Raw genomic sequence first — 21,304 nt, 5'->3', positions numbered from 1 at the left:
CGGTTTACCAGCCGGGGGCTCGCCCGTCCATGACATCGGTCCACGTGCGTGGCGTGGCGGCCCTCGAGCGGGTTGCGGCACGTCAAGCAGCGACGCGCGTCACGCGCGTGACTCAGGCTGGCGGCAACCGGAAGAACGCCCGTGCCGTCGCCGTGGTGCTCGCGGCGGTCACCGCCACCTCCTCGCCGCGGTCCTTCGCCAGCTCGTGGACGATGTGCGGCAGGAAGGCCGGCTCGTTGCGGCGGTCCTTCGGGGTGGGCTTCAGCGTGCGCGGCAGCAGGTAGGGGCAGTCGGTCTCGACCATCAGGCGATCGGCCGGGATGCGCTTCACCAGCTCCCTGAGGTGCTGGCCGCGGCGTTCGTCGCAGAGCCAGCCGGTGATGCCGATATGGCAGCCGGCGTCGAGCGATTCCCTCAGCGCGCGCTCGTCGCCGGTGAAGCAGTGCACCACCGCGGGTCCGCACTTCGGCAGGAAGGGCTTCAGGATCGCGAGGAAGTCGTCGTGCGCGTCGCGCTGGTGCAGGAACAGCGGCTTGCCGCATTCCACGGCGAGCTCCAGCTGGCGCTCGAAGGCGCGCTGCTGCGCGTGGCGCGGGGCGAAGTCGCGGAAGTAGTCGAGGCCGCACTCGCCGACCGCGACGACTTCGGGATGCGTGAGCAGCTCGCGCAGCTCGGCGACGGCCTCGTCGGTCACTTCGATGGCGTGGTGCGGGTGCACGCCGGCGGTGGCGAACAGCCGGCCCGGATGCGCACGGGCCAACCCGAGCGCGTGGCGCGAACCCTCGCGCGAGGCGCCGGTGACCACCAGCTGGTGGACGCTGGCCTCAGCCGCGCGTTCGAGCACGGCGTCGAAGTCGTGGCCGAAGCTCTCGTGCGTCAGGTTCGCGCCGATGTCGACGAGCGGGTGCGGGAACGTGGTGCGGTAGGGGTTCATGGGTTGGTTCAACTCAAGCGTTCTGCCCGGCGGCGTGGCCGGAGGCCCAGGCCCATTGGAAGTTGTAGCCACCGAGCCAGCCGGTGACGTCGAGCACTTCGCCGACGAAGTACAGGCCGTGCACGCGGCGGCTTTCCATCGTGCTCGACGAGACGTCCTTGGTGTCGACACCGCCCAGCGTCACTTCAGCGGTGCGGTAACCCTCGGTGCCGCTGCACACCAGCGGAAAGTGCCTGATCAAATCTGCAATCCGCTGCAGGGGCTTCGGGTCGATCTGCTTCATCGGCCGGCTCTCGAACACCGTCTCGCACAGGCGCTCGGCGAAACGCTTGGGCAGCAGCTCGCCCAGCACGGTCCGCAGATGGGCATCGGGGCGCGCCGCGCGAAGCGCCGTCAGCGTGCCCAGCGCGTCCTGGCCGGGCAGCAGGTCGAGCGTCAGCGCGTCGCCGGGCTGCCAGTAGTTGGAGATCTGCAGGATGGCCGGGCCGCTGATGCCGCGATGGGTGATCAGCATCGCGTTGCTGAAGCTCGTCTTGCCGGATGTCGCGGTCACCGGCAGCGCCACGCCCGCGAGCTCGGCCATATGCTCCGCCGGCTTGCCGGTTTGCGTGAGCGGCACCAGGCCGGCGCGGGTGGGCAGCACGGCGTGGCCGAACTGCTGGGCCAGCGCGTAGCCGAAGCCCGTCGCACCCATGCTCGGGATCGACAGCCCGCCGGTGGCGACGACCAGCGAGTCGGCCTCGACGACGCCTTGCGACGTGATGATGCGGAAGCGCGGCATGCCCTCGCCCGCCGCGTCCAGCGCCTCGACGGCCTCGACCGCGCACGACGTGCGCACGTCGACGCCGGCCTCGGCGCACTCGGCCAGCAGCATGGCGACGATCTGCTTGCTGCTGTCGTCGCAGAAGAGCTGGCCCAGCTCCTTCTCGTGGTAGGCGATGCCGTGGCGCTCCACCATCGCGATGAAGTGGGCCGGCGTGTATCGGGCCAGCGCCGACTTGCAGAAGTGCGGATTGGCAGACAGGAAGTTCGCCGGCGTCGTGCCGGTATTGGTGAAGTTGCAGCGCCCGCCGCCGGACATCAGGATCTTCTTGCCGCAGCGGTTGGCGTGCTCGATCACGCGCACGCGGCGGCCGCGGCGGCCGGCCGTGAACGCGGTGAACAGCCCGGCCGCGCCACCGCCGATCACGACGACGTCGACCCGATCGGCCTTGGCGCGCGGCGCGCTCATCGTCGCCGAGCGATCAGGCCGCGCGCTGGTGCCAGATCGGCGTGACGGCCACCGTGCCGCCCTCGCCCATCAGCTGCACCTCGCCCATCAGCTGCACCTCGCCGTCCTGCACGAGGCACTGCAGGTCCATGCCGCGGGCCAGCAGCGGGGCCAGCGCCTCGGCGGTGCCGGCCGGCAGCTCGACGACCTCGAGGTTCGCGCAGCGCGCGAGCCCGGCGGCGTTCTTCTCCCACCACAGGCCGAAGCCGCGGCCGCTGTAGCCGACCACCGTGACGCGACGCGAGCGGCCGCAGGCGCGGCGCACGTCGGCTTCCTCGGGCTGGCCGAGTTCGATCCAGTGCTCGATGTCGCCGGTCAGCGAGCGCAGCCACACATCGGGCTCGCCCTCGCTGCTGATGCCGCGACCGAACTCGAGGCGTTCTTCCGCGAACAGGCCGAAGGCCAGCAGGCGCACCATCAGGCGCGCGTCCGTCTCGGAGGGATGCTGCGCCAGCGTCAGCGTGTGCGTGGCGTAGTAGTGGCGATCGAGGTCGGAGACCTGCAGCGTCGCGCGGTGGACGGTGGCCTTGAGCGCCATGGGAGTTCCGGGGAAGAAGCGGGCCGCATTGTAGGCGAGCCCGCGGGACGCCCGTTCAGCGCGGGTCGCAGATCGGCGCGAAGCGCCAGCACAGGGCCGCCGGAAGCACATCACGCCAGGACGCCTCCTTGTGCTGGCCTTCGGGAATCTCGACGAAGACCTTGTCCAAGGCGCCGCCGTCCGACGCCTCGAAGCGTCGGAACATCGCCTTCGCGTCCGGCACCATCGATTCACTCTCCTGGCCACCGGCATACACGTAGACGCGCTGGCCGGCCCGAAGCGGCGTGCGCGCGGTCTCCGGGCCGATGGCCGGCGAGAACCAGTAGCTCGGCGAGAAGATGATCGCCCCGCCGAACACGTCGGGCCGGCGCAACAGCGCCGCATGGGCCATCAGCCCACCCATGGAGCTGCCGACGATGGTGGTGGAGGCCGCCGCCGGCCGGGTGCGGTAGCGCGCATCGATGGCGGGCTTCACCGCACCGACGAGGTCGGCGAGGAAGGCCTCGCCGCGCGCGGGCTTGAACTCCGGGTTCTCCCAGACGCTAAGCTCGTTCATCCGCGCCTCGCCGCCGTGGTCCACGCCGACCGCGATCACCGCGAGGTCGTGCTTCGCCAGCAGCGCATCGAGCGTTTCATCCGCGCCCCACTCCCCGGCGTAGCTGGTGGCGGCGTCGAAGACGTTCTGCCCGTCCATGAAATAGACGACCGGGTAACGGCAGCCCTCGCAGTTCGTGTAGCCGCGCGGCAGGTAAACGCGCAGCGTGCGTTCGACGCCCAGCATGGGCAGCGCGACGGTGAAGATCTCGAAACGCGAGGGCGCGGCGACCGTGGAGGGGCGCTCGGGCTCGGCGGACGGTGCGGCCTCGGCCGTGCCGGCGACCGGCGCGAGGACGACCATGCCGGCAAACGCGAGCCGTGCCACAGCGCCGCGCCACGAACACAGGGAAGGGCGCGGCATCATTCGGCCTCCGGAAGCGAGAATTCGAAGCGGTAGAAGTGCTCGCCGCCGGCGATGTCGATGCCCATCCGTCCGGACAGGCCCACGAGCTCGCCGGTGCCGGAATCCGGCACCACCTCGAGGAAGAGGCGCTTCATGCCGCGCTCCATCACCCCGCTGTGTTGCAGGACGAAGCTGCCGCAGCGACCGGCCAGCCTGCCGGAAACGCGCTCGATGGCGACGTAGCCGGCGGAGCCCTCGACCGCCGTTCGCACCGACAGCATCTCGCCAGCACCAACCGCATCGAGCACCCCTTCGTAGCGCTTGTCGAGCAGGAAGCGCCCCAGCAAGGCCGGCGCGTCGGCGTGCGCCAGATCCTGGGGGGTCATGCGGACGTGGAAGGGGCCTTCGATGGTGGTGGTCATGGGCGGCGGGGGCAGGACGGTGGGGTACAGCGTAGCGGTGGAAACGCCGCCGCGACGCCCTCCGGTCAACCATCCCTTCCCCGCCGCGTTACCCGCCCCATGCGCCCGCTCCTCGCCCTCCTCGCCCCCCTGCTGCTCGCCCTGCCCACCGCGGCGCAAACGCCCGCGAAAGTCGACTTCGCCGTGGTCGATGCCCGCATGCAGTCCCTCGTCACCCGCTACCGGCTCGACGGCGCCTCGCTGTGGGTGGCGCAGAACGGCCAACCGGTGCTCAGCCGCCACTACGGCGGCTACGCCGACGCCACCCGCATCCCCATCGCCTCGGCCAGCAAGTGGGTCTCGGCGCTGGTGCTGGCGCGGCTGGTGGAACGCGGCACGCTGCGCTGGGATTCGACGGTCGGCGAATGGTGGCCGACGGCACCCGCCGACAAGCGGGCCATCACCCTCGCGCAGCTGTTCTCGCACACGAGTGGCCTGCCCGGCGACGAGTCCGGCTGCATCGCGAACGCGCTGACGACGCTGCAAGCCTGCGCCGGGCAGATCCTCGCCGGGCCGATGATCGCCGCACCCGGCAGCACCTTCGCCTACGGCGGCCTGTCGATGCAGGTGGCCGGCGCGATGGCCGAGCGCGCGACGGGACTCGGCTGGGACGTGTTGTTCGCCCGCGAACTCACCACGCCACTCGCGCTCACCGCGACCGACTTCGGTCTCAACAGCACCGCACCGGGCATCGTCACCGTGCCGAACCCGCGCATCGCCGGGGGCATCCGCAGCACGTTGGCGGACTACCGGAAATTGATGGCGATGTGGCAGGCCGACGGCGTCATCCGCGAAGGGCCCTTCGCCGGCCAGCGCTACCTCGCCGTGGCGACGATCCGGGCCATGCAGCGCGACCACGCCGCCGGCACCGTGAAGCAGGACGTGCCACCGGTACCGCAGCAGCTTGATGCCTGGGGCTACGGCTTCGGCTACTGGTTGCTGCCGACCACGCGGGCGGGCGCGCCGGTCGTCGAGTCGAGCCCCGGCGCCTTCGGCTTCCAGGGCTGGGTGGACGGCGCGGCCGGCATCGCCGGCGTGTTCATGGTGCAGGACACGAACCTGCGGATGGCGCCGGAGGCGGCCGCCGTGCAGGCCGACCTCGCCCGCCTGCTCGATCCGCCGCGCTTCACGCAGTCGGCGGGCGCGGCCACGCCCCCGTCGTCATCGATCCGCCCTCAGGCCGGGCGCGGACGCCCCCGCAACCACGCGAAGTAGAGCAGCGGGATCACCACGAGCGTCAGCAGGGTGGAGACGGCGATGCCGAAGATCAGGCTGATGGCGAGGCCGTTGAAGATCGGGTCGTCGAGGATGAACAGCGCGCCGAGCATCGCCGCCAAGGCCGTGAGACCGATCGGCTGCGCACGCACCGCGCAGGCCTCGACCACGGCGTCGGCAAGGTCGCGGCCGTTGGCGATGGCGTGGTTGATGAAGTCCACGAGCAGGATCGAGTTGCGAACGATGATGCCGGCGAGCGCGATCATCCCGATCATGCTGGTGGCGGTGAACTGCGCGCCGAGCAGCGCATGGCCCGGCATCACGCCGATCACGGTCAGCGGGATCGGCGCCATGATCACCAGCGGCACGACGTAGCTGCGGAACTGCGCGACGATCAGCAGGTAGATCAGCACCAGGCCGGCGGCATAGGCGAGGCCCATGTCGCGGAAGGTCTGCCACGTCACCTGCCACTCGCCGTCCCACTTGATGGTGAAGGCCAGCGGGTCGTCGGGCGCGGTGAAGAAGCGCTGCGCCACCGGCACGCCGACGTCGAGCGAATCGACGCGGCCTACCAGCGAGAACATGCCGTAGAGCGGCGAATCGACCTCGCCCGCCTCGTCGGCCATGACGTAGGCCACCGGCAGCAGGTCCTTCTGCATCAGCGTCGGTTCCCATGGCTCGCGACGCACCTCGACGAGCTCCACGAGCGGGATCATCCGGCCGTCCTGCGCACGCACCTTCAGCGCCAGCAGCTCATCGATGCGCGCCTGCTCGCCCGCCGGCAGGCGAAGGCGCACGGGGATGGCGTGCTTGGCCACGCCGTCGCGCAGGTAGGTCGCGTCCACGCCCCCCACGGCGAGCGCGAGCGTCTGCGCGATGGCCTGCTGGCTGACGCCCAGCCGTGCGGCCCGCACACGGTCGACCACGACCGTCTCACGCTCGGCCTTCGCCTCCAGCGTGGTGTCGATGTCGACGAGGCCTTCGGTGTCACGCGCCAAGCCTTCGAGGCCTTCGGCGATGCGACGCACCGTGGCGGCATCGGGGCCGTAGACCTCGGCCACCAGCGGCGCCAGCACCGGCGGGCCGGGCGGCACTTCCACGACCTTCAGCGCGGCGCCGTAGCGGGCGGCAATCGCCTGCAAGGCCGGGCGCCACGCGCGGGCGAGGTCGTGGCTCTGGTCGTCGCGGTCGTGCTTGTCGACGAGGTTCACCTGCAGGTCGCCGAGGGCGGCGCCTTCGCGCAGGTAGTACTGGCGCACGAGGCCATTGAAGTTCACCGGCGCCGAGGTGCCAGCGTAGCCCTGCACGTCGAGCACTTCCGGGCGTCCACGGAGTTCGGCGGCCAGCTCCAGCAACAGCGCATTGGTGCGCTCCAGCGGCGTGCCTTCCGGCAGGTCCACGACGACCTGCAGCTCCGACTTGTTGTCGAAGGGCAGCATCTTCAGCACGACGAGCTGCACGAGCACCAAGCCCACCGACAGCGCCACCGCGGCTCCGATGCCGGCGAAGAGCTTCCAGCGGCGACGGCCGCCCTGCGCGGCGTCCAGGAAGGGGCGCATCAGGCGGTCGAACACGCCGTGCAGGCGCGCCGCCAGCCCGCCATGGCCGTGGCCGCCCTGCTCTCCATCGACATGAGCGCCCAGGCGCGCGTAGTGACGCGACAGCAGCTTCACCGCCAGCCACGGCGTCACCGTGAGGGCGATCAGCAGCGAGAGCAGCATGCCCACCGAGGCGTTGATCGGGATCGGCCGCATGTACGGCCCCATCAAGCCCGTGACGAAGGCCATGGGAAGCAGCGCGGCGATCACGGTGAAGGTCGCAAGGATCGTCGGGCCGCCGATCTCGTCCACGGCCGCCGGCAAGGCCTCGCGCAGCGATTTGCCGCCGAGCGTCATGTGGCGATGGATGTTCTCGACCACGACGATGGCGTCGTCCACCAGGATGCCGATGGAGAAGATCAGCGCGAACAGGGAGACGCGGTTGATGGTGAAGCCCATCGCCCAGCTGGCGAACAGGGTGACGGCCAGCGTGAGGATCACCGCGGCACCCACCACCATCGCCTCGCGCCAGCCCAGTGCCACCAGCACCAGCAGCACCACGGCCATGGTCGCGAACACCAGCTTCTTGATCAGCGTCATCGCCTTTTCGTTGGCGGTGAAGCCGTAGTCGCGCGTCACCGTGGCGTGGACGCCCTCCGGAATCAGCGCGCCTTCCAGCGCCACGAGGCGCTCGCGGATCGCGGCCGTGATGTCGGCGGCATTCGCGCCGGGCTTCTTGGCGATCGCCAGCGTGACCGCCGGCGCCCATTCGACCGGCGCGGCGTCGCCGGCCGGCGCACCGGCACCGGCCGCATGCCACACGTAGGCCGTCGGGCGGTCGGCGGCCTCGCGGATGGTGGCGATATCGGCCAGGCGCAGCGGCTGGCCGTCGCGCAGACCGAGCACGAGATCGGCCACGCCGTTCGCGTCGGCGAGGAAGGTGCCCACGGTCACCGGCACCTGCGTGCCGCTGGCGTCGACGCGCTCGCCGGCCTGCAGCACCACGTTGGCCGCGGCCAGCGCCTGCTGCAGTTCGCCGACCGTCATGCCATGCGCGGCGAGGCGCGTGGCGTCGAGTTCAACGACCACCGCACGCTCGGGCGCGCCGATGGTGGTGATGTCGCGCGTGCCGGGCACACGCTTCAGCTCGGTTTCCAGTGCGCGGGCCACGGCGCCGAGTTCGGTCGCACCGCGCTGCGGATCCTCGGTCCACAGGGTGACGCCCATCACCGGCACATCGTCGATGCCCATCGGCCGCACCAGCGGCGGGCCCACGCCCAGGCCGGGCGGCACGAAGTCGGCGTTGGCGAAGACCTGGTTGTAGAGCCGCACAAGGGCGTCCTTGCGTGGGATGCCGACGTCGAATTCGACGGTGACCACGGCCATGCCGGGGCGGCTCATCGCGTAGACGTGCTTGACCCCTTCCACTTCGGCGAGCGTCTGCTGCAGCGGCACGCTGACGAGGGATTCGACGTCGTGCGCCGACGAGCCGGGGAAGGGCACGAAGACGTTCGCCATCGTCACGTCGATCTGCGGCTCTTCCTCGCGCGGCGTGATCATCACGGCCACGAGGCCGAGCAGCAGGGCGGCCAAAGCCAGCACCGGCGTCAGCGGGTTGGTCTGGAAGGCGCGGGCCAGGCGGCCGGAGACGCCGAGGCGGGTCTCACTCATCGGCGGCCTCCCGCGCGGCGCGCTGGGCCACGAGGGCCGCCACCGGGTCGAGCGCGATGGCCTCGCCCGCGGCCAAGCCGGCGATCACCTCCACGCGATCGCCGAAGACTTCGCCCACGCGGATCTGGCGCAGGCCGACGCGGCCCTCGGGCGACACCACGTAGACGGCGGCGATCTCGCTGCGGCGCACGAGGGCCGTCGCCGGCACCAGCAGGCGTTCGGCGTCGCCCAGCTTGAAGCGCACCTTCACGGTATTGCCCGGCTGCAGGCCGGTTTCCATCTCCGGCAGTTCGACGCGCACGGTGAAGGTGTGGGTCTGCGGGTTGGCCGCCGGGAAGACGATGACCTCGCGGGCCTCCACGTCGCGACCGTCGGCCAGCCGCACCGTCGCCGCCTTGTGCTCGCGGATGGCGGCGATGTCCGCCTGCGGCACCTGCACCTCGACGCGCAGCTGGCCGAGCGAGAGGCCCGAGACCAGCGGCTGGCCCGGCGCGACGGTCTCGCCGATCTCGACGTGGCGTTCCGTCACCAGCCCGGAGTACGGCGCGCGCACCACCGTGTAATCGACCTGCTCACCGGCCTGCTTCACGCCGGCTTCGGCGGCGGCAAGGGCCGCGCGCGCCGCGTCGCGACGCGCCGTCGCCTGGTCGAGCTGCGAGCGCGCCACCAGCTGGCGCGCGGCGAGGTCGGCGATGCGGCGCTGGTCGGCCTCGGCCTCGGCGGCTTGCGCGCGGGCGGCGCGCAGCGAGGCTTCGGCCTGGGCACGGCCGCTGCGCTGCTCCACGTCGGTGAAGCGGACGACGACATCGCCGGCCTTCACCACGTCGTTGACGTCGAAGGGCAACTCGACGACGCGCCCCGCCGTTTGCGCGGCGAGCGTTGCCTGGTTCACCGCCTGCACCACGCCGTCCCAGCTGCGTTCGCGCATGGCGGTGGCCGGCGCGACGACCAGGGTGTCGAGGCCAGGATCACGCGTCGAGACGGCGCTGTCGTCGCCCGCACCCGTGCAGGCGGAGAGCGCAACGGCAGCGACGACGGCAACGGCGGCGGGCAGGCGGCGGAGGGCCATGGCGGAATCCTTCAGCGGAACGCGCAGCCGGACGAGACGCCCAGCTTCTTGAACACGATGGCCGCCGGGCAGAAGCCGGTGAAGGCCGACTGCAGGAGGTTCACGCCAATGAAGACGGTGAACAGGACGAACCACGGCGAGACGAACTGGGTGAGGGCGACGGACAGCAGGGTCATGACGCCGGCGAAGGCGAAGACGGCACGGTCGAGGTTCATGGCGGGGCCTTGGGCGGGGTGGATTGTCTTCTAAATTAGCATGAGCTAATGTTATGTCAAGCCATTCCACCACCCGCTTGGGAGAAGGTCCGTGCCCGCCATCCGAACCCGTGCTCCACGCCCCGGGCTGTGCCGGCTGTCGATGCGACCGACCTACAATGCGCGGCCTATGCCCAAGACCACGTCCACCCTGCCGCCGATGGCGGCCGCCATGGCGGCGCAAGCGGAAGCCGCCGCCGATCTCCTGAAGACGCTGGGGAACCCCCAGCGCCTTCGCATCTTGTGCCTGCTGGTGGAAGGCGAGCATTCGGTCGGGGAGATCAACGCCCACGTGCCGCTGTCGCAGTCGGCGCTCTCGCAGCACCTCGCGGTGCTGCGCGACCAGGCCCTGGTCGAAACGCGTCGCGAGGCGCAGACGATTTACTACGCCCTCGCGGACGGCCCGGCACGGGCCCTGCTCGGCACCTTGCACGACCTGTATTGCCCCGGCCCCGAAGCCGTGGCGCCCAAGGCGGCCGTGTCCGGAGGCGCCAAAGGGCGCAAGCCGGCCGTGAGACCTTCCGCGCGTCGCAGGGCCTCGTGATGGACACCCTGAAGTTCCGCGGCCTGTTCGCGGTGATCATGGCGCTGCTCATGGCTTTCCTGATGAGCGCGGTGCTCACCGCGGTCAACACGGGCGTCGATGCCGGCTTCGTCGGCCGATGGCTGCATGCCTTCATCGTCGCCTGGCCGATCGCCATCGTCGCCGCCTTTTTCTGCGCCCCGGTGGCACGACGCTGGACGATGCGCCTGCTGGGCATGGCGCCGCCGCGTTGAGCACGGCGGCGCCCCGCCTCAGAAGGCGTCGATCGGCAGCTTGAAGTAGCGCGTTCCGTTCGATTCCGGCTCAGGGAGCGCCCCGGCCTTCATGTTCACCTGCAGCGACGGCAGGATCAGCGCGGGCACGGACAAGGTGGCGTCGCGGGCCTCGCGCAGGGCGACGTAGGCGTCTTCGTCGATGCCGTCGCGCACGTGGATGTTCGCGGCGCGTTGCGCGGCCACCGTCGTCTCCCATCGGATCTCGCGCCCGCCCGGGCCGTAGTCGTGGCACATGAACAGCCGCGTCTCGGGGGGCAGCGCGAGCACCCGCCGCATCGACCGGTAGAGCGTGCGTGCGCTCCCGCCGGGAAAATCGGCGCGCGCGGAACCGCCGTCCGGCATGAACAGCGTGTCGCCGACGAAGGCGGCATCGCCGATCACGTGCGTCATGCAGGCCGGCGTATGCCCGGGCGTGTGCAGCGCCACGGCCTGGAGCGCGCCGATAGCGTAGCGCTCGCCGTCGCGGAACCGGTGGTCGAACTGGCTGCCGTCGCGCTTGAACTCCGGCCCTTCGTTGAAGATGCGGCCGAAGGTGTCCTGCACGACGTCGATGCGCTCGCCGATGGCGATGCGTCCGCCGACCCGGGCCTTGATCCACGGCGCCGCCGAGAGGTGGTCGGCATGGACATGCGTCTCGATGATCCACTCCACGCGCAGCCCTTCGCGCGCCACGTGCGCGACCAGCGCTTCGGCGGAGTGGTGGCGCACACGACCCGAAGGCACGTCGAAATCGAGCACCGGGTCGATGATGGCGCACGCGGGGCCCTCAGGCTCTCGAACGACGTAACTCACCGTGTGCGTGGTGGGATCGAAGAAGGCGGCAACCGACGGATGGGGGCCGCCGGGCAAGGCATCGAGCGATTCGCTGTTCATAAAGGCAGTGTGGCAACCGGTTTGTATATTAGCAATATCTAAGATACATTCCCGCCATGGCACCCGCGACCCGACCGCCAGTGGCCTTCCGATGATGTGGCTCGCCCTGCTCGGCGCGGTCATCGTCGGCCTGTCACTGGGCCTGCTGGGCTCCGGCGGCTCCATCCTCACGGTGCCGCTGCTCGTCTACCTCGTCGGCCAGCCGGAGAAAGTCGCCATCGCCGGCTCGTTGGCGGTGGTCGGGGGCATCGCCCTCGCGGGGGCCATCCCGTCGGCGCTGCGCGGCAGCGTCGAGTGGCGCAGCGTCGGCTGGTTCGGCGTGCCGGGGATGCTCGGCACCGTTCTTGGCGCGCACCTGTCGCGCTGGATCGCCGGCGACGTGCAGTTGCTGCTTTTCGCCGCCGTGATGGGCGTGGCGGCGTGGCGGATGACCCGGTCAGCGCCGGCGACCACCACGGTCGCCGCTCCGCGATCGCGCGCATGGATCGTCGTCGATGGCCTCGGTGTCGGCCTGCTCACCGGGCTGGTCGGGGTGGGTGGCGGCTTCCTCATCGTGCCGGCCCTGGTGCTGCTCGGCGGCCTGCCGATGCACCGGGCGATCGCCACCAGCCTGTGGATCATCGTCCTCAACGCCTTCGGCGGCCTCGGCAAGCACCTGTTCGTGCTGGACGCCGCCGGCCTCGCGCTCGACTGGCCGTTGCTCGGCCTGTTCACCGGCGTCGGGGCGATCGGCAGCGTGGCGGGGCAGAAGCTGGCTTCGCGGCTGCCGCAAGGCCTGCTGCGTCGAAGCTTCGCCGCCCTGCTGGTGCTGATGGGCCTGTACATCGTCGGGCGGGAACTCCCTGCCCTGCTCGCTTCCTGACCGTGCCGCAAGGCGCACCTTCCCCTGCCAAGGAGAACCCCATGAAGACCGTCCAAGACCTCGTTGCCGCCGCGAAGGCCCGCATCCGCGAGATCGACCATGCGGAGCTTTCCGCACTTCGCGCCAAGGGCGCGCCGCTCGTGGACGTGCGCGAACCCGGCGAGTTCGCCGAAGGCCGCATCCCAGGCGCCGTGAACATCCCGCGCGGCGTGCTGGAGTTCGAGGTCGATGGCCATCCGGCGGTGAATTGCATCAAGGACCCCGCGCTGTCGCATCGCGATGCCCCGGTGATCGTGAGCTGCCGCAGCGGCGCGCGCAGCGCGCTGGCCGCAGCGGCACTGAAGGACCTGGGATTCGCCGAGCCCGTCTCACTGGCCGGCGGATTCATGGGCTGGACCAGTGCCGGCCGGCCGGTCGAGCGCTGACTCAGGCGGCGCCGGTGGCCAACCACGGCGCCAGCCGCCCGGCGTCGAGGTGCCCGGCCTTGACGTACAGCGTGGTGCCTTCGCGGCTGAACGGTGTGTGCCGCGAGCCGTGCGGGCTGCGCAGCCAGGTGCCCGCCGGATAGCGGCCATGCTCGTCCTCGAACACGCCGCGCAGCACGAGGATCTCCTCGCCACCCCAGTGCGTGTGCGGCTTGAACACCGTGCCCGGCGCCCAATCGACGAGCGCCGTGTGCTCGGTGCCGTGCGAGTGCAGCGGCAGCACGCTCAGGCCTTCGACGAGCCCCGGCCGCCACGCTTCGCGCGACGGGTCGACGCGCACGGTGGCGCGGTCGTCCGGCGCGAACTGCCGCAGCTTCACGAACAGCGTGCAGCCGTTGGCACTGCGCGGCGCGTGGCGGAAGCCTTCGGGGTTGCGCAGGTAGCTGCCGGCCGGGTGGTCGCCGGTGTCGTCGCTGAACACGCCCTCGAGCACGAGGATCTCCTCGCCCGCGGGGTGGCCGTGCTCCGGGAAGACCGAAGCGGGCGCGTAACGCACGAGGCTGGTGGCCCGCGCGGCTTCCTCGCCGATGCGGTCGAGCGGGCGGCGCGTGACGCCGGCCGAGGGCGAGGCCACCCACGCGGCCTCGTCGGGGAACACCACCACCCGCTGTTCGAAATCGGCATTCAGGCGCATCGCATCGCGGCCTCTGGGCAAAGGCGCTCAGCATAGGGGTGGGCCGGTGGTGCGAGAGCGAAGCTGGCACCGCTTCGCCAAGCCTGCACCTCGCTTCGTCCACACTGCGCGGCCCGACTGGCGCTAGACACACCACGTGACGCGTTCGACGCCCCTCTGGCTGGCCCTGCTGCCGGCCCTTGCCACGGCCACCCCCACGGCGGTCGCAGCGGCAGCAACGACCGATGCGCAGGCCACGCAACTTGACGCCGTGCAGGTCACGACGCGTCGGCCGGAAGACGGCCGCGTGCGCGCGGAAGCCGTGGCACGCCTCGACGCCGCGGCGCTCGACCGCCTCGCCCCGACGCATGCGAACGAGGCGCTGGCGCGAGTGCCCGGGGCTTGGGCGAGCCGGGGGAGCGGGCAGGAACAGCTGCTGGCCTTGCGTTCGCCCGTGCTGACCGGCCCCGGTGCCTGCGGGGCTTTCCTCGTGCTCGACGACGGCGTGCCGATCCGCCCGGCCGGCTTCTGCAACGTCAACCAGCTTTCCGAGCTGAACCTCGCGCAAGCCGGACGCGTCGAAGTGCTGCGCGGCCCCGGCAGCGCCGTGCACGGCAGCAACGCGCTGCACGGCGTGGTCGCGGTGCAGCCCCGGCTGCCCGGCGACGGTGGCGGGCTGCGCCTCGAACTTGGCAGCGACGACTACCGCCGTGCGCTGGTGTCGATCGACGGCGAGGCGCGTTTCCGGCTCGATGCCAATGCGGTGGAGGCCGGCAGTTTCCGCGCCGACGAAGGCTACGCGCAGCAGCAGATCAACGCGCAGTGGCAACCCGGCGACGGCGATACGCGGCTGTCGTTCGCCGCACACCGGCTGCGCCAGGAGACGGCGGGCTTCGCGTTCGGCGAAGGCGCGTGGGGTGACGCGAGGCGTTTCGGAAACGCCAACCCCGAAGCGTTCCGGAACGCCGACAGCGCGCGCCTCGTGCTGCATCACCTCCGCGCCGTCGGCGGCGGTGAACTCCTGCTTCGGCCCTACGCCCGCGACGAATCGCAGACCTTCCTGCAGCACTTCAACCTCGGCCAGCCGCTCGAGGAGAACGGCAGCCGCAGCCTCGGCCTGCAGGCGATGTGGTCGGACGCGTCGCTGCGCGTCGGCCTCGACCTCGAAGGCGTCGAGGGCGAATTGCGGCAAACCCAAGCGCGCGCGCTGACCACCGGCACGCCCGCGCAGAACGCGCAGCGCCCGGCGGGTACGCACTACGACTACGCGGTCGACGGGCGGCAGGTGGCACTATTCGGCGAGCAGCAGTGGCGATTCGACCGGGACGCCGTCACCTTGGGCGCGCGCATCGAACGCCTGCGCTATGCGTACGACAACCGCGCCGGCGACGGGAACCTCCGCGACGACGGCACGCCCTGCGGCTTCGGCGGATGCCTCTACCTGCGTCCCGCCGATCGCCGCGACGCGTTCACCGCGCGCAGCGCGCAGCTTGGATGGATGCGGGACCTCGACGGCGGCTGGTCGGTCGGCGCCCGTGCGGCGCGCGCCTTCCGCTTCCCGCAGGCCACCGAGCTCTACCGCCTGCAGCGCGGACAGAGCGTCGACGGCATCGGCGTCGAGACGGCCGACAGCCTCGAGGCGACGCTGCGCTTCTCTGGAGGGGCCGTGCGCGCCGACGCCACGGCCTACGCCATGCGCAAGCGCGACGTGCTGCTACGCGATGCCGCCGGCCTGAGCGTGCCGGGCGCCGCGACGCGCCACCGTGGCATCGAGCTGTCCGCCGCGTGGACGCCCGACGACGCGTCGTGGCTCGAGGGGCAGGTCGCGTGGAGCGACCAGCGCTATGCGTTCGACCGCCTGCTTCCCGGCGGCGAGACCATCCGCCGCGGCGCGCGCGTCGACACCGCGCCGGAGTGGCTGGGCGGCGTCCGCGCCGGGCGGCGTTTCGGCGCGCGCGTCGAGGCGGAACTCGAAGGCGTGTGGCAGGGCGCGTATGCCATCGACGCGGCGAACACGCGGCGCTATGGCGGCCACGTGTTGTGGCATGCACGCATCGGGGTGGCGCTGGCGGACGACTGGCGCGCGAGCCTGCGGCTGATGAACCTTGCCGATCGCCGCTACGCCGAGCGCGTGGACTTCGCCTTCGGCGAGGAGCGCAGTTTCCCTGGCGCGGGACGCAGCGTGTTCGTCCTTTTTGCACGGATGAGCCGGTAGGACTCCGCCTTTAAGGGAGTACGCCCACGCTCAGATGCAGATGGGCGTATCCATTCCGCAGCCGTCTGCCGAGCAGACGTAGCCGAAATGACGTTGCTACGCGAGGACGTCCTTCACGGCAAAAAGCATCATTGAGACACCCAGCAATACAGCCGCAACAGTGATCTTGAAACGCTGCACTCGATGACGTCTCCGGGAGTCGCCGTTGATATATCGCCGTTTGACGAGTCGGTCGGTCAAGGACATGAGCAACAACATGCACGCCGCGAGTCCGAACATCACAAGCGGAAACGCGTTCTCCCCTATGAAGATCTTGAGCGCGTCAAGTGCCATAGCGATCACCGGGGGCCCGGAAAAGAGCTGGTGCAGGTTGCGTTGTTGTTCCACATCGATCGCCCGGCGTGAAGAGCACCGACGATCCCGCCGACGCAGAGGATGCCGCCACCACCGATAGCCAGCGCCCCAGGGGCAGCGCCCGCACCAGTAGCCGTTGCCCCGACGCCAGCCCCTGCAACCTGGCATCCCACATGAGCGGCCGCGGAAGTAGCAAGGAAAAGACCTCCGTCCCACCAGCGATCGGAGCATGCCTGCTGTCGCCGCTCTTCCCATGCAATCCGCTGGTTATTAGCCCAGATGTTGCAGGCATCGACGGTCGGGAGGTGACACCGGATGGCTCCAGCGGGAATGTCCCGAATGGAAGGTGCCTGACTCCAGTCATCGGTGATGACGTTCCAATACATGAGCTGCGCTCTGACTTGAACACATGGGAGTGTGTTCGGTGGATTGCCAGAAGCTCCACCATCATCGCAGTTCGATTCGTCGTAACCCACACCAAGCCCGCGGGCTACTGTCGTCTGAGGAACCGCTGCTCCGCTCGCGACAACTCTGGTTGCAACCGCCGAGAGATGGTCTAGCGGAACAAGAAAATGCTCTTGTGGATTGTTGGCCGCCTGATGCGCCAGAGCCCAGAACTGCGTCTGGGCCTCGGTCGAGAGCTGACCGACTTGGCCAAACTCGGAAGCGCCGTTCGGGTAAACGATCGTCACAGTCCCTTGGGCAAGATCAAGCACGGCGCGAGTACCGTCTCGAAGATAGACGCGGGCGTAACCTGCATCGTTGCGAATCTCAAACGTCGGTACACCATAGGGGAAGACAGGAGCGTCCGCGTTGTCGCAGAACTCGTACGCGACTGGATCCCATCCGTTTGGATCACACGCCGCTGATGCCATGCCGGCAAATAGGGCTATCGAAAGTACTAACGCATTGCTCGTAACGCGACGCAGTACCGACTTCTGAGCTTTCGGCCGAAGTTCCGCTGTGCTGCGGATCAGCGCGACGCCGTTGGGGGGGCGGGGGGAGGGAATCATTCGTCGCTCCATGATGTGAGTTTTGAAACACGGCAGCCATTGCCGCGCACCGAACCTATCACGGGCCGAATTCAACAAAACACAACATGCATACGCGCGACGAGCTGCGGCCAACGTTCCGATCTCGTCAGCGCACCTCGAAGCTCCGCACGCCGGCGCTCTGGCCGTCCACGCGCACCTCGACCTCGTAGCGTCCCGGCGCCCAGCCGCCCTCGGGCTGGCGGGTGAAGGTGTGCACGGCCGGACCGGCCGCGGTGATGGCGCGCTCGTCCGCCGCGATCTCGGCGCCCGCGGCATCGCGCCAGGTCACCGCGAGCTTGGCCGCGTCGCTTTCGCCCACGGTGACGAGGCTAGCGTGCACCGCATCCGCGGGACGCACGCGACCGGCCACGGCGGCGACGCGTCCATCGGCATCGAGCGTCACGCCGACATCGAGCGCAACCGCTTCCAAGCGGCCCTGCGGCAGCGGCGCGGCCGCTTCGGCATCCGCCACGCCCGCGGGAGGAGGCGTCGATGCCGCGCCGGGACCGGCCTGGGGCGCGGCCGATTCGCCCCCGCAGGCGGCGAGAAGCAGTGCCGCGAGGACGATGCTGGCGCCCCGTCGCGGATGCGATGCGAGCAGGCGGTTCACGAACGGGCGAACGCAGCGGCGGGGCATGACGGGCCTCGGCGGGAGGCGGCTACTGCCGCGACAGGCGCAGATTGTCCGGCATCGCGGCGCCCGGCAAGGCCCGGAACGGGTTGATGTCGAGCCCGCCGCGACGGGTGAATCGCGCATACACCGACAGCTTCACCGGCGCGCAGCGCGCGCGGAGGTCGAGGAAGATCCGCTCGACGCACGCTTCGTGGAAGTCACTGTGGGTGCGGAAGCTGCACAGGTAGCGCAGCAGCGCCGCACGGTCGATGCGCGGGCCGGTGTAGGCGATCTGCAGGCTGGCCCAGTCGGGCTGGCCGGTGACCGGGCAGTTCGAGCGGAACAGGTGCGAGACGAGGGTCTCCTCCACCGTTTCCTGCGCGTCCGACTTCAGCAGCTCGGGGGCCGGCGGGCCGTAGTGCTCGATGGTGATGGCGACACCGTCGATCAGTTCGCCGGGCAGCACGCTCACCGGGAAGGCCTGCGGCGAAGTCGGCGCGATCAGGCTCACCGACACGGGGGCGCCGGCGGCCGCGGAGAGGTCGGCGATCAGCGTCGCACGCAGGGCGTCGGCATTGGCGAGCCGCTCCTGCGCGAACGAGTTGAGGTACAGCTTGAAGCTCTTCGATTCGACGAGGTTCGGTGAGGTCGCCGGCACGCGGAACTCGGCGAGCGCCACCTGCGGCTTGCCGCGCGGGTCGAGCCACGAGAGTTCGTAGGCGTTCCACAGGTCGACGCCCACGAAGGGCGGCGCCTCGTCGAGGCCCAGCCTCGAGCGGGCCTCGAGGCGCGGGATGGGGAACAGCAGGGACGCGTCGTACGCCGACGGATAAGCGACGCTGTGGCCCAGCGTCGAGGATTCGGGGGTGTTCATCGCCGTGGAGGATAACGCGGGCGCGGGCACCCGGCCCTGAATCAGGGCCGCGGCGGGTCCGCGGGCACGAACGTCCAGTGCGCGCTGGGACGCAGCCCGGTCGGCGTCGTGCGAAGCGCGATCTGGCACAAGGGACCGAAGCGTTCCGCGAAACGGCGGCCGTCGACCACCGCGGGAGCGAGCCCGCGCGCCTCCCAGCCCGCGTCGGGTCGGCAGGCGGAGGCGTGAAGGAACGCGAAGTACGGCAGCACGCCGTCGGCCGTCACGAGGCAGCGCGGCGGGTGGCCGCGGGGCGCGCGGGCACGGACGGCCGAATCGAGGTAGGGCGCGAGACCGGGCGCAAGTCCGGTGCCCTGCACATCGAGCACGCAGGCCGGGCCCGCCTGGTCGGCCAAGCCCGCGGGCAGCCTCCCGGCGACGGCCATCGGCGCGGCCATGGCGGCGGTCTCCGCCTGCCAACGCGAGGCCTGGTGATGCGCCGAGAACGCCGACGCCGCCACCAGCACGAGGCCCGTGGCGAAAGCGGCGTGGCGGAAAGGCGCGGCGTCCGGCCGATCGAGGCCCAGCGCCGCCAAGACGACGAGGCCGACGGTGGCGGTGGCGAAGAAGCGCAGGTTCACGAGGAAGGCATCGGCACCGTCCTGCGGCAGGACGAGCGCAGTGATGGGTGACTGCAGTCCGGCGGGAAGCATCACGAGGACGAGGGCCGCGGCGACCAGGCCGCGATGCCCGGGGTGGCGGCGCGCCGTCAGGCCTGCCATCGCCAGGGCGCCCAGGGCGAAGAGGCCGGCCGTCGCGACGGCCGACACCGGCTGGCCCCACCCCGCCAGCGCCGAGGGCCAGTGCTGCCACCAGGGCAGCACGCCGTCGCGCACGAGCGTCGCCACGCTGACCGCACCGTCGGCCTCCGGGCCGATCGGGACGATGATCCACTGGCGCGCGAACAGGGCCATGGCCGCCGGAAGCAGCGCCGCCCACAGCGCCGGCGACCGCCAGTCGGGCCTCCCGGATGCACCGGCCATCGACTGGGCGACCACGGCGGCGGCGAACAGCAACCCGGTCTCCTTCGCGGTGCAAGCCACCAGCAGCAGGAGCCCGGCGCCGACGGCGCGCCACCCGCGGGCTCCCGGCGCCAGGGCGAGCGCAGCCACGCCCGCGGCGAGCGCCAGCGTTTCGTTCCGACTCGACAACCAGAGCGCCGTACCGGACACCGGCAGGCTGGCCACGACCGCGAGCGCGGCGAGCAGGGCCACCGGCACCGATACGTGCGATCGCCGCATCCACTCGAAAAAGGCCCAGCCACTGGCGGCATGCAGCCCGATCGACAGGACGTAGTGCATCGTCGGTGACGGCCCGGCGATACGCTCGGCGAGCCACCAGTAGACGAACGCGCTCGGACGGTAGAAGTAGCCGAAGATCTGCGACTCGACGAAGGCGGGCCAAGGCGTGCCCGCCTGCCGGGCGAAGGCCAACCACCCGAGGTCGTCGGAGTGGAAGTTGGCGGCCAACAGCGGGACCAGCACGGCCACCGAGGCCGCGGACACCACCAGCAGGACCGCCAGCGTCCGGAGCGCGGGATTCACGGCCGGTGCGCCCGCGCGAGGTACTCCTCGCTGCGCATTTCGACCAGCCGAGAGACCGTGCGCTCGAACTCGACACGCAGCTTGAAGCCCTTGTAGAGCCCCTGCGGCTGCGCGGCCGCCGTGGCGACGAGGTTGACGTTGCGGTCGTAGAGCTCGTCGACGAGGTGGATGAAGCGCCGCGGCGCGTCGGTGCTGTCGTCGCCGAAGGTCGGCACGCCGCTGAGCAGCAGCGTGTGGTGCTCGCTCGCGATCTCGATGTAGTCCGCCGCCGAGCGCGGGCCTTCGCACAGGGCTTCGAAATCGAACCACGCCACGCCCTCGCCCAGCGCCTTCGCCGGGATATCGCGGCCGTTCACCGAGAGCGGGCCGACCTGGCACGCACCGATGCCGTTCAATACGCGGAAATGCTCGGAAAGCTGCGCCTCGCCGGCCGCGTCGACGGGCACGTGCCAGGTGTCGGCGTGGGTGAGCTGGCGCAGGCGGAAGTCGGTATCGCTGCCCAGCCTGTGGACCACGCAGTCCTTCTCGAGCAGCGCGATGGCCGGCAGGAAGCGCGCGCGCTGCAGGCCGTTGGCGTACAGGCCCGGCGGCGCGATGTTCGAGGTGGTGACGAGAGTGACGCCGCGGTCGAACAGCTGCTCGAGCAATCGCGAGAGGATCATCGCGTCGGCGATGTCGTTGACGAAGAACTCGTCGAGCACCAGCAGCGGCGACATCGCGGCGTACTGCGCGGCGACCACGCTCAGCGTGTCGGCGGTGTCGGTGAGCGCCTTCATCCGCGCATGCACGTCCTGCATGAAGCGGTGGTAGTGCAGGCGGGTCGGGTTCAACTCGGCGCAGGCGTCGAGCAGCAGGTCGCAGAGCAGCGTCTTGCCGCGACCCACGCCGCCCCACAGGTAGAGGCCGCGCACGCCGGCGTGGCCGGCGAGGCGGAAGCCAAGCTTCCTCAGGAAACCCGCGCGCTGGCGTTCGAGCAGGGCCAGCGCCACGCGGTCGAGCTCCACCAGGGCCGCGAGCTGGCCGGCGTCCTGCGTCCAGCGGCCTTCGGCCACGCCGTCCAGATAGCGCTTCGAAGGCCGACCCGGCATC

21 protein-coding genes are annotated in these 21,304 nt (G+C 70.7%); 6 read left to right on the top strand and 15 right to left on the bottom strand.

Features of this window, described 5'->3' with window-relative positions; genetic code table 11:
• Positions 1–112: 112 nt before the first annotated feature.
• Genes ACYVAK_RS11280 through ACYVAK_RS11260 form a run of 5 tightly spaced genes read right to left on the bottom strand, consistent with a single transcriptional unit; the run spans position 113 to position 4,104 of the window.
• Entirely contained in the window at positions 113–934 is an 822-nt protein-coding gene (locus ACYVAK_RS11280; RefSeq protein WP_461061005.1) for a TatD family hydrolase, read from the bottom strand.
• Positions 935–947: 13 nt separating this feature from the next.
• Complete coding sequence (locus tag ACYVAK_RS11275; protein WP_461061003.1) at positions 948–2,165, bottom strand: BaiN/RdsA family NAD(P)/FAD-dependent oxidoreductase; 1,218 nt, start codon at positions 2,163–2,165, stop codon at positions 948–950.
• 13 nt (positions 2,166–2,178) lie between these two features.
• Positions 2,179–2,742 carry a YaeQ family protein gene (locus ACYVAK_RS11270; RefSeq protein WP_461061001.1) on the bottom strand — a complete coding sequence of 188 codons (564 nt, stop codon included), beginning with the start codon at positions 2,740–2,742 and terminating at the stop codon, positions 2,179–2,181.
• Positions 2,743–2,797: 55 nt separating this feature from the next.
• Complete coding sequence (locus tag ACYVAK_RS11265) at positions 2,798–3,700, bottom strand: alpha/beta hydrolase (protein WP_461060999.1); 903 nt, start codon at positions 3,698–3,700, stop codon at positions 2,798–2,800.
• A complete protein-coding gene (locus ACYVAK_RS11260; RefSeq protein ID WP_461060997.1) occupies positions 3,700–4,104 on the bottom strand; it encodes a DUF3224 domain-containing protein in 405 nt (134 codons plus the stop codon). Before ACYVAK_RS11260 ends, ACYVAK_RS11265 begins: the two co-directional genes overlap by 1 nt.
• Positions 4,105–4,203: 99 nt before the next feature.
• Here ACYVAK_RS11260 and ACYVAK_RS11255 point away from each other — a divergent pair, with 99 nt between their 5' ends.
• Complete coding sequence (locus ACYVAK_RS11255; RefSeq protein ID WP_461060995.1) at positions 4,204–5,358, top strand: serine hydrolase domain-containing protein; 1,155 nt, start codon at positions 4,204–4,206, stop codon at positions 5,356–5,358.
• Here the strand turns inward: ACYVAK_RS11255 and ACYVAK_RS11250 are convergent.
• The 3 genes from ACYVAK_RS11250 to ACYVAK_RS11240 are packed head-to-tail and all read right to left on the bottom strand — an operon-like array spanning position 5,319 to position 9,851.
• Positions 5,319–8,567 carry an efflux RND transporter permease subunit gene (locus tag ACYVAK_RS11250; RefSeq protein WP_461060993.1) on the bottom strand — a complete coding sequence of 1,083 codons (3,249 nt, stop codon included), beginning with the start codon at positions 8,565–8,567 and terminating at the stop codon, positions 5,319–5,321. The genes ACYVAK_RS11255 and ACYVAK_RS11250 overlap by 40 nt on opposite strands.
• Complete coding sequence (locus ACYVAK_RS11245; protein ID WP_461060991.1) at positions 8,560–9,636, bottom strand: efflux RND transporter periplasmic adaptor subunit; 1,077 nt, start codon at positions 9,634–9,636, stop codon at positions 8,560–8,562. The genes ACYVAK_RS11250 and ACYVAK_RS11245 overlap by 8 nt, the downstream gene beginning before the upstream one ends.
• Before the next feature lie 11 nt (positions 9,637–9,647).
• Positions 9,648–9,851 (bottom strand): YgaP family membrane protein, encoded by a 204-nt coding sequence (locus tag ACYVAK_RS11240; RefSeq protein WP_461060989.1) that lies wholly within the window; start codon positions 9,849–9,851, stop codon positions 9,648–9,650.
• Positions 9,852–10,020: 169 nt separating this feature from the next.
• On the opposite strand from ACYVAK_RS11240, the gene ACYVAK_RS11235 reads away from it, so the two are divergent.
• Both ACYVAK_RS11235 and ACYVAK_RS11230 read left to right on the top strand, forming a co-directional pair.
• Positions 10,021–10,434: an ArsR/SmtB family transcription factor gene (locus tag ACYVAK_RS11235; protein ID WP_461060987.1), complete on the top strand. Its 414-nt coding sequence runs from the start codon at positions 10,021–10,023 to the stop codon at positions 10,432–10,434.
• Complete coding sequence (locus tag ACYVAK_RS11230; protein WP_461060984.1) at positions 10,434–10,667, top strand: DUF2798 domain-containing protein; 234 nt, start codon at positions 10,434–10,436, stop codon at positions 10,665–10,667. Before ACYVAK_RS11235 ends, ACYVAK_RS11230 begins: the two co-directional genes overlap by 1 nt.
• Before the next feature lie 18 nt (positions 10,668–10,685).
• On the opposite strand, the gene ACYVAK_RS11225 is transcribed toward ACYVAK_RS11230, so the two are convergent.
• Entirely contained in the window at positions 10,686–11,582 is an 897-nt protein-coding gene (locus ACYVAK_RS11225; protein WP_461060982.1) for an MBL fold metallo-hydrolase, read from the bottom strand.
• A 91-nt stretch (positions 11,583–11,673) separates the two neighbouring features.
• Between ACYVAK_RS11225 and ACYVAK_RS11220 the strand changes: the two genes are divergently transcribed.
• Together ACYVAK_RS11220 and ACYVAK_RS11215 are read left to right on the top strand one after the other, a co-directional pair.
• Positions 11,674–12,444 (top strand): sulfite exporter TauE/SafE family protein, encoded by a 771-nt coding sequence (locus ACYVAK_RS11220; RefSeq protein ID WP_461060980.1) that lies wholly within the window; start codon positions 11,674–11,676, stop codon positions 12,442–12,444.
• A 41-nt stretch (positions 12,445–12,485) separates the two neighbouring features.
• On the top strand, positions 12,486–12,869 hold the full coding sequence (locus tag ACYVAK_RS11215) for a rhodanese-like domain-containing protein (protein WP_461060978.1): 384 nt from the start codon (positions 12,486–12,488) through the stop codon (positions 12,867–12,869).
• Position 12,870: 1 nt separating this feature from the next.
• Here the strand turns inward: ACYVAK_RS11215 and ACYVAK_RS11210 are convergent, their stop codons facing one another.
• Positions 12,871–13,563 (bottom strand): cupin domain-containing protein, encoded by a 693-nt coding sequence (locus ACYVAK_RS11210; protein ID WP_461060976.1) that lies wholly within the window; start codon positions 13,561–13,563, stop codon positions 12,871–12,873.
• Between the two features lie 136 nt (positions 13,564–13,699).
• Between ACYVAK_RS11210 and ACYVAK_RS11205 the strand changes: the two genes are divergently transcribed.
• Positions 13,700–15,757 (top strand): TonB-dependent receptor, encoded by a 2,058-nt coding sequence (locus ACYVAK_RS11205; protein WP_461060974.1) that lies wholly within the window; start codon positions 13,700–13,702, stop codon positions 15,755–15,757.
• Positions 15,758–16,095: 338 nt separating this feature from the next.
• On the opposite strand, the gene ACYVAK_RS11200 is transcribed toward ACYVAK_RS11205, so the two are convergent.
• From ACYVAK_RS11200 to zapE, 5 genes are all read right to left on the bottom strand, one after another.
• The gene (locus ACYVAK_RS11200) at positions 16,096–17,124 is read right to left on the bottom strand and encodes a hypothetical protein (RefSeq protein ID WP_461060972.1); all 1,029 of its coding nucleotides are present in this window, start codon (positions 17,122–17,124) and stop codon (positions 16,096–16,098) included.
• A gap of 127 nt (positions 17,125–17,251) precedes the next feature.
• The gene (locus ACYVAK_RS11195; protein ID WP_461060970.1) at positions 17,252–17,782 is read right to left on the bottom strand and encodes a hypothetical protein; all 531 of its coding nucleotides are present in this window, start codon (positions 17,780–17,782) and stop codon (positions 17,252–17,254) included.
• A 22-nt stretch (positions 17,783–17,804) separates the two neighbouring features.
• Complete coding sequence (gene queF / locus ACYVAK_RS11190; protein WP_461060968.1) at positions 17,805–18,632, bottom strand: NADPH-dependent 7-cyano-7-deazaguanine reductase QueF; 828 nt, start codon at positions 18,630–18,632, stop codon at positions 17,805–17,807.
• Positions 18,633–18,673: 41 nt separating this feature from the next.
• The gene (locus ACYVAK_RS11185) at positions 18,674–20,215 is read right to left on the bottom strand and encodes a hypothetical protein (protein ID WP_461060966.1); all 1,542 of its coding nucleotides are present in this window, start codon (positions 20,213–20,215) and stop codon (positions 18,674–18,676) included.
• The gene (zapE, locus tag ACYVAK_RS11180; protein ID WP_461060964.1) at positions 20,212–21,303 is read right to left on the bottom strand and encodes a cell division protein ZapE; all 1,092 of its coding nucleotides are present in this window, start codon (positions 21,301–21,303) and stop codon (positions 20,212–20,214) included. The genes ACYVAK_RS11185 and zapE overlap by 4 nt, the downstream gene beginning before the upstream one ends.
• Between the last annotated feature and the right edge of the window lies 1 nt (position 21,304).

It is taken from the genome of Silanimonas algicola (assembly GCF_054777375.1).
The sequence above is the reverse complement of the archived record's forward strand: the minus strand, read 5'-3'. Positions and strand labels throughout refer to the sequence as shown.

Bases quoted from the DNA above. Each gene is read 5' to 3' on its own strand.
- ACYVAK_RS11280 (WP_461061005.1), bottom strand. From the start codon at position 934: ATGAACCCCTACCGCACCACGTTCCCGCACCCGCTCGTCGACATCGGC.
- ACYVAK_RS11275 (WP_461061003.1), bottom strand. From the start codon at position 2,165: ATGAGCGCGCCGCGCGCCAAGGCCGATCGGGTCGACGTCGTCGTGATC.
- ACYVAK_RS11270 (WP_461061001.1), bottom strand. From the start codon at position 2,742: ATGGCGCTCAAGGCCACCGTCCACCGCGCGACGCTGCAGGTCTCCGAC.
- ACYVAK_RS11265 (WP_461060999.1), bottom strand. From the start codon at position 3,700: ATGCCGCGCCCTTCCCTGTGTTCGTGGCGCGGCGCTGTGGCACGGCTC.
- ACYVAK_RS11260 (WP_461060997.1), bottom strand. From the start codon at position 4,104: ATGACCACCACCATCGAAGGCCCCTTCCACGTCCGCATGACCCCCCAG.
- ACYVAK_RS11255 (WP_461060995.1), top strand. From the start codon at position 4,204: ATGCGCCCGCTCCTCGCCCTCCTCGCCCCCCTGCTGCTCGCCCTGCCC.
- ACYVAK_RS11250 (WP_461060993.1), bottom strand. From the start codon at position 8,567: ATGAGTGAGACCCGCCTCGGCGTCTCCGGCCGCCTGGCCCGCGCCTTC.
- ACYVAK_RS11245 (WP_461060991.1), bottom strand. From the start codon at position 9,636: ATGGCCCTCCGCCGCCTGCCCGCCGCCGTTGCCGTCGTCGCTGCCGTT.
- ACYVAK_RS11240 (WP_461060989.1), bottom strand. From the start codon at position 9,851: ATGAACCTCGACCGTGCCGTCTTCGCCTTCGCCGGCGTCATGACCCTG.
- ACYVAK_RS11235 (WP_461060987.1), top strand. From the start codon at position 10,021: ATGCCCAAGACCACGTCCACCCTGCCGCCGATGGCGGCCGCCATGGCG.
- ACYVAK_RS11230 (WP_461060984.1), top strand. From the start codon at position 10,434: ATGGACACCCTGAAGTTCCGCGGCCTGTTCGCGGTGATCATGGCGCTG.
- ACYVAK_RS11225 (WP_461060982.1), bottom strand. From the start codon at position 11,582: ATGAACAGCGAATCGCTCGATGCCTTGCCCGGCGGCCCCCATCCGTCG.
- ACYVAK_RS11220 (WP_461060980.1), top strand. From the start codon at position 11,674: ATGATGTGGCTCGCCCTGCTCGGCGCGGTCATCGTCGGCCTGTCACTG.
- ACYVAK_RS11215 (WP_461060978.1), top strand. From the start codon at position 12,486: ATGAAGACCGTCCAAGACCTCGTTGCCGCCGCGAAGGCCCGCATCCGC.
- ACYVAK_RS11210 (WP_461060976.1), bottom strand. From the start codon at position 13,563: ATGCGCCTGAATGCCGATTTCGAACAGCGGGTGGTGGTGTTCCCCGAC.
- ACYVAK_RS11200 (WP_461060972.1), bottom strand. From the start codon at position 17,124: ATGATTCCCTCCCCCCGCCCCCCCAACGGCGTCGCGCTGATCCGCAGC.
- ACYVAK_RS11195 (WP_461060970.1), bottom strand. From the start codon at position 17,782: ATGCCCCGCCGCTGCGTTCGCCCGTTCGTGAACCGCCTGCTCGCATCG.
- queF (WP_461060968.1), bottom strand. From the start codon at position 18,632: ATGAACACCCCCGAATCCTCGACGCTGGGCCACAGCGTCGCTTATCCG.
- zapE (WP_461060964.1), bottom strand. From the start codon at position 21,303: ATGCCGGGTCGGCCTTCGAAGCGCTATCTGGACGGCGTGGCCGAAGGC.